Annotated in this window: 5 protein-coding genes and 1 pseudogene; 4 read left to right on the forward strand and 2 right to left on the reverse strand. The window is 46.5% G+C overall.

The features are described from left to right. Positions 1–40 precede the first annotated feature (40 nt). The gene (locus tag E2B99_RS03940) at positions 41–2,275 is read right to left on the reverse strand and encodes a carboxy terminal-processing peptidase (RefSeq protein ID WP_134243673.1); all 2,235 of its coding nucleotides are present in this window, start codon (positions 2,273–2,275) and stop codon (positions 41–43) included. A 234-nt stretch (positions 2,276–2,509) separates the two neighbouring features. Between E2B99_RS03940 and nagZ the strand changes: the two genes are divergently transcribed. Next, positions 2,510–3,523 (forward strand): beta-N-acetylhexosaminidase, encoded by a 1,014-nt coding sequence (gene nagZ / locus E2B99_RS03945; RefSeq protein WP_134243674.1) that lies wholly within the window; start codon positions 2,510–2,512, stop codon positions 3,521–3,523. A gap of 74 nt (positions 3,524–3,597) precedes the next feature. Then, positions 3,598–4,434 (forward strand): class I SAM-dependent methyltransferase, encoded by an 837-nt coding sequence (locus E2B99_RS03950; RefSeq protein WP_134243675.1) that lies wholly within the window; start codon positions 3,598–3,600, stop codon positions 4,432–4,434. Between the two features lie 70 nt (positions 4,435–4,504). Here E2B99_RS03950 and E2B99_RS03955 read toward each other — a convergent pair whose 3' ends face one another. Beyond that, positions 4,505–4,936, reverse strand: coding sequence for a helix-turn-helix domain-containing protein (locus E2B99_RS03955; protein ID WP_134243676.1), 432 nt, complete (start codon positions 4,934–4,936; stop codon positions 4,505–4,507). 85 nt (positions 4,937–5,021) lie between these two features. Between E2B99_RS03955 and E2B99_RS03960 the strand changes: the two genes are divergently transcribed. Both E2B99_RS03960 and E2B99_RS03965 read left to right on the forward strand, forming a co-directional pair. Then, entirely contained in the window at positions 5,022–5,516 is a 495-nt protein-coding gene (locus tag E2B99_RS03960; RefSeq protein WP_134243677.1) for a DUF2938 domain-containing protein, read from the forward strand. Between the two features lie 107 nt (positions 5,517–5,623). Then, positions 5,624–6,136 (forward strand): annotated as a pseudogene (locus E2B99_RS03965) (flavodoxin family protein). Positions 6,137–6,546 lie beyond the last annotated feature (410 nt).

Consider the following 6,546-nt stretch of genomic DNA (forward strand, 5'->3'; position numbering starts at 1 on the left):
CCGAAGCATGCTTTTAAATTTCAGGTTTTTAGTATCCATCTTATGACACAGGCTTTTGAGACACAGTGATGCTAGGGTCACTAACTTTGGCATCTGGATGCGCTTTTTGCAAACTCACCATATCCATCAGAATATTGGCTGATTCAGTAATAAAGGCTTCATCCTCTGGCAATGGTGGGCGTTGGGCAGCTTTCATCTTGGCGCGTGATTCAGAACGGGCATCCAGCGCTGCCTGATAGCTTTCCCAGTTGGCATAAGGCTGTAAACCTGTAGCAGTACGGCGTTCATTTTCAGCACGCAGGGTTTCTGTCTCCAGATCCTTGATTTCACGTTTGCGCACATCAATGTTCAACGAAGACTGTTTCTTGTCTTTGGTTTTCTCAGCAATGCTTTTTAGCGCACTAAGATAAACAAACTGCGGCTCAGCTTTGATGCGCTGGGTTGACCATGTGGTTACTTGCGGAACAAATGGAGTAACTACGCCTTCACGTTTATACGGCGCAGTCTGGATCGTATCCCATTTCAGGGCATTTTTGGCCTTGCGCTCACCCAGGTCTTCATCGTAAATATTGATCAATGGCACATCGGGTACAACGCCCTTGTTCTGTGTGCTACCGCCAGTAATCCGGTAAAACTTGCGCTGCGTTAAGGTAGCCTGACCATAGGCCAGACTATCCAGTTGAACCTGTGCAGTGCCTTTACCTGTAGTAGTGCTGCCAATCACGATACCACGCTGGTAATCCTGAATTGCCGCCGAGAAAATTTCACTGGCTGATGCCGAAGCCAGATTCACAATCACTGCCAGTGGACCGCTATACACCTGCTCGCCACCATCTTCATCACGGAAAACATTAACATTGCCGTTACCATCACGGATTTGCACCACAGGCCCATCTTTTACAAACTGGCCGAGCATACGTGCCACTTCTTCCAGAGAGCCACCCGGGTTATTACGCAAATCCACAACGACGCCTTCAACATTCTGGCTTTGCAGTGAAACCAGTGCTTTTTGGGTATCCACACTCACGCTACGGTAGCTATTGCCTTCGCGGCGCGCCCGATAATTCAGGTAAAACGATGGAATTTCAATCACACCAATCTTGTGCTCGCCATCATTGCGTTTCACATTCACCACACGTGAACGGACACCGGAATCCTCTTCCTGAATCACGTCACGGGTTAAGGTCACCACCCGTGCCTGATTGGCTGATGCACCAGTGGCCAGTAAACGCAAGGTCACTTTGGTGCCACGCTTGCCGCGAATCAGGCCAACAATTTCACTGCTAGGCCAGCCAATTACATCAACAATCGGATCACCTTCCTGACCCACGCCAATAATGCGGTCACCCGATTTCACTTGCCCTGACTTGCTGGCAGGCCCACCGTCAACAATGGTTTCAATGCGGGTATAATCTTCATTGCCGCGTTCGGGACGAATGGATACCCCAATGCCCTCTAGTGCCAGCGTGGTTTGACGATTAAGCTCCATGGCTTCAATGGGCGCATAGTAATTACTGTGCGGATCATAAGTTGCCAGCGTTGCATTCAGGATTTTTTCCAGCACACGGTCGCTTTTAATCCGGGTTTGCTGTTCTATCTGACGACGGTAGCGTTTTTTCAGGGTATCTACCGGGCTTAAGTCTTCCGGCGGCGTTAAGTCCTGTCCGGCAGCCAGCTCAGGATTGGCTTTTAAAGCCTGCTGCTTGGCCGCTTCTTCTTCTTTATTAATGTTCAGATTAATGAGCTGTGACACCAGCATTTTTTGCCAGTGCTCCTGCTGCTCACGCTTGCTTTTGAAAAACGGCGCTTCTTCGCGGTCCAGCTCAATAAAATCATTACGGTGCAGGTCTTGCTTCTTGTCCAGTTGCTGCATGGCGTATTGATAAAAACTGTTTAGGCGCGTGCGATAGCGGTCATAAATATTGAACGCAGGTGCCAAGTCACCGGTCTTGAGTGAAGTGCCCAGACTGGCGCCATACTTCTTGTTAAACTCATCAATATCAGACTGTAAAAACAGGGTGTGATCCGGGTCAAGCGAATCAATGTACATGGCCAGCACCCGGCGCGACACATTGGCATCCAGCCGCATGTTCAGATAATGCTGGCGATCAACCAGCGTTGCGACCTGACGGGTCACCAGCGACTGTTCCCGTGTGGGTGCCAGCGTTACCTGCTGCTCAACACTTGTTGCCGCAATGGCTTCATTCACTGTATGAGAGAAAAAAAGACCGCCTGTCATCAAGGCTACGGCACAGGCTAAAGTTTGTAGTTTCATAAGACGCTTGGGTTTCCTAATCACATGACCCGATTGTTGTATACCGACTTTTACTGCAGTTTGTTTGCAGTATTCAACTTACCGAATAATTTTCCATAAATTTACCGTATTGTTCAGCACTATCGGTTTTCCGGATAGTTGCAGCATACCATCAAATTCCAGCGATACAATGTAGCAAAACTGATTATAAATGCGTTATTGTCTCCCCCATCAGATTTATTGGATATTTGTTGCATGATTGGTGCATTGATGCTGGATATTGAAGGAACCTCCCTAACTGTGGAGGATCAAAGGCTTTTAGCCGAACCTCAGGTCGGTGGCCTTATCCTGTTTGGCCGCAATATCCAGAGTCCGCAACAGGTGCGTGCACTCACGGACAGCATTCGCCAGATTCGTCCCGAACTACTGATTGCCGTAGATCAGGAAGGCGGCCGCGTGCAACGTTTGCGTGCTGGTTTTACCCGTCTGCCATCCATGCGTACGTTTGGTCATCTTTATGAAAAAGAACCGGAACAGGCGCTGATACTGGCTGAACAATGTGGCTGGCTCATGGCTAGTGAAGTATTGGCCGTCGGCATTGATTTTAGCTTTGCTCCCGTGCTGGATCTGGATGGCATTAGTCAGGTGATCGGTGACCGTGGCTTCCATTCCAGTACGACTCAAGTGATAGCACTGGCTTCTGCCTTTATGCAAGGCATGCATCGCGCTGGCATGGCCACCACAGGGAAGCACTTCCCGGGGCACGGCTCAGTTGAAGCAGATTCCCACATTGCAGCACCGGTTGATCACCGCACGCTGGTTGAGATTGAAAGCAATGACATGCAACCCTTTATTCAGCTTAAAGACCAGCTGGATGCGCTAATGCCAGCACACGTGATTTATGACCAGGTTGATCCGAACCCGGCGGGCTTTTCGCCTTTCTGGCTGCAAACCATTATTCGCCAGAAACTGGGTTTTGATGGCGTACTATTTTCTGATGACCTGTCAATGCAGGCGGCCTGTGTGGCTGGTGGCGGAGATGCACGCATCACGGCTGCGCTGGCTGCTGGTTGTGATATGGGGTTGGTCTGCAATGACCGGGCTGCCGCATTAAATGCCTTAACTGCGTTACAGGACATGCCACTGCCCAATCAGCAACGGCTGGAAAAAATGCGTGGCAAAATTCCAACCATAACAATTGCTGAAACACTGGATTTAGGACAGCAATGGCAGAGCACCAAAGCACTGATTGAGCCACTGCTCGCATAAGCAATTTATTAGCCATATAAATTATGGCTTAGACAAATTTTTAAATGAAAAATTGACCAACTGGAGGGTCAGATATGAACACCAAAACAACACAGGATTTATCACCCCATCGCCATATCTCGTTTACCGCGCATTACACAGGTTACATCTGGTATCTGCTCGGCATTTCCCATGAACGCCTTGCTACCGCAAAAGGCAAGCAACTGGCTACCCTGCTGCATCCGTTTGAAACGCTGGCAGAGAAATTTGTAGGTCACAGCGTTCGCTCTACCTTGAAATTACGCCATCGCCTGATTGACCAGCGTCTTGAAGAACTGATTGCCCAGCATCCTGACCTCCAGATTATCGAGATAGCTGCCGGGTTATCACCCCGTGGCTGGCGCTTTCGGCAAAAATACCCAGCAATTAGTTATATTGAAGTCGATTTACCCACTATGGCTGCCATCAAACGGGAAGCACTCCAGCCGATTGAGCCAGATGCCAAAGTGTATGGCTGTGACATTTTTAGTGAACAGTTTCAGCAGATTTTAAAGCAGGATCTTGACCATAGTCGCCCCATTGCTGTGCTCAGTGAAGGCCTGATTAATTACTTTTCAAAAGATTTAATTGGGCAATTAAGCCAGATTTTAAGCACTGGCTTTCAGCAGTTCCCGAATGGTTACTTTATTAGTGACCTTTATCCCGAGCCAACGCATCGGCTGGCAAAAGTGATCTGGCACAGTAGCAAACTGTTAAAATTCCTGTCCAAAAGCGAGTTTCAGTTTTACTTTACCAGCCCGCAGGAAGCAGCAGAATTTTTTAAAACGCATGGCTTCAAAAAAACCCACATCCGCCAAGCATCCAATTTTGAGCATCCTGAAGAACAAAATCATTTAGGAGACATTGTGTGGATTGTTGAGGCTCAGGTTTAAATTGCCTATCAGCAAGGTATTCAAATTTCAGTCCCTTGAATACCTTACTTTTAATATAAAGGTACGACACCTACTTACCTTGCTTGACCAAACCTATTGTCTTGCCTCGCTTAGACAGCAAACCGCTTGAAGCATCTTTCAACAAGCCCTGAAACGTGAGACATTCCATATGCGTAGTAGCCGGGCATACCGCAGCGTGTTTCAAACCTTCACTCATGGCTTGTAAACGTTTTACCATCTGGTCAATTTCATTGGCTTTATCAATTAAGGTCTGGCGGCTAATATTGAGCTGGCCGTCACTGGTAAACATGGCAGCAATTTCATTTAGGCTAAATCCAGCCAGCCTTCCCAAGGCAATCAGCGCCAGTTGATCCAATACATAAGGCGCAAATCGGCGTTTTAAGCCCTGACGCCCAATAGAAGCAATAAGCCCTTTTTCTTCATAAAACCGTAAGGTCGATGCAGGTACGCCTGAGCGTTTTACCACTTCTGAAATATCCATTAAAAGCCCTTGACCTCAAGTTAACTTGAACTCGTATAGTGATCCAAGATTGATGTTTTTTCAATCTATCTATTCAGGAGGCAATATGGAACTTTCTATCAATACCATCGCTCGCATCATTATTATGGGAATTGGTGCAACGGCAATCATGGATCTATGGCTTATTTTGCTCAAGAAACTCAACATTCCTACCCTTAACTTTGCACTTTTAGGACGCTGGGTTGGACATGTTATTAAAGGCCAATGGTTTCATCCAGCCATCAATAAAACTGCACCTATTCAGGGTGAGCTGGCATTAGGCTGGTGCATGCATTATGCCATTGGCATTTCATTTTCAATTTTATTGATTCTGATAACAGGAACAGAGTGGCTTTATTCACCGACCTTATTACCTGCTCTCTTGGTGGGACTCATCACTGTTACGGCTCCGCTTCTTGTCTTACAACCTGCTATGGGGGCAGGCATAGCCTCTCGCAACACTCCAGCGCCTTTACGAAATTGTTTAAGAAGCATAATCAATCATCTGGTATTTGGTGGCGGTTTATACATGAGCGCTTGGTTAATCAATGCTTCCCATTAATCTCTGGATTTAACACTACAGTATTCCTATTCAACTCTTAACAGGAAAATAAACTCATGAAAAAAGTCGCGATTGTCTACCATAGCGCTCAGGGCCATACCTAATATATTGCAGGCTGTATCAGGGAAGGCATCCAGAAAATCTATAATATTGAAGTAAGCCCACTTAATGCAATCGAGCTATATGATCAACCGGAACAGTTGGTTGAATTCGACGGCATTATTTGGGGTTCCCCTACTTATTTAGGGGAAATTTCAGGTCCCTTTAAAAATTTTATGGATCACACAGGGAAAATTTAGCGAATGCAACCATTTAAGGGTAACTTGGCAGCTGAATTTACAGTTTCCTCCTTACCAGCAGGCGATAAACAATCAACCTTGCTGTCACTATTTGTTTTTTCTATGCAGGACGGCATGATTTGGTTAGGAAACCCCATACTTCCTGAACAGCATAATGATATTCCTTATGAGGAAGCAGCCAATCGCTTGGGATCATGGTCAGGCCTAATGGCTCAGGCAGAACATAATTCATCGGCTGAAAGTTTCACAATCGGTGATATTAAAACCGCCCAAATGTTTGGACAAAATTTTGCAAAGATACCTCAGCAATTTAATATTTAAATTATAAAAATAAACCCGCTTATAGACAAAGTGGGTATTACCCTATTTTATAAATAAGAGTTCCACGCGGTATATCCCTCACGTCGGGGATTATTACCGGCGGTACGGGTATTTATCGACTATCTGGTTGAGGAGTTACCTGTTCTGGTATCAGCCAATCAGCTTTAACGGGATAGTCTAATTTTTTAGCCTTGTAATAAAGAAACCCGCATCAGTTAAACTGATGCGGGTTGAATGATGAGCTGTGAGTGGCACTGCCACGCAAGACCTGTAGGGCACGGCTCTTAAATAAAAAAGGGGATCAGTATTGAACTGATCCCCTTAGGAATAATGAGCTGGCGATGCCCTACTCTCACATGGCGAATGCCACACTACCATTGGCGCAACGTGGTTTCACTTCTGAGTTCGGG

The organism is Alkanindiges illinoisensis (assembly GCF_004377485.1).
GTDB lineage: Bacteria > Pseudomonadota > Gammaproteobacteria > Pseudomonadales > Moraxellaceae > Alkanindiges > Alkanindiges illinoisensis_A.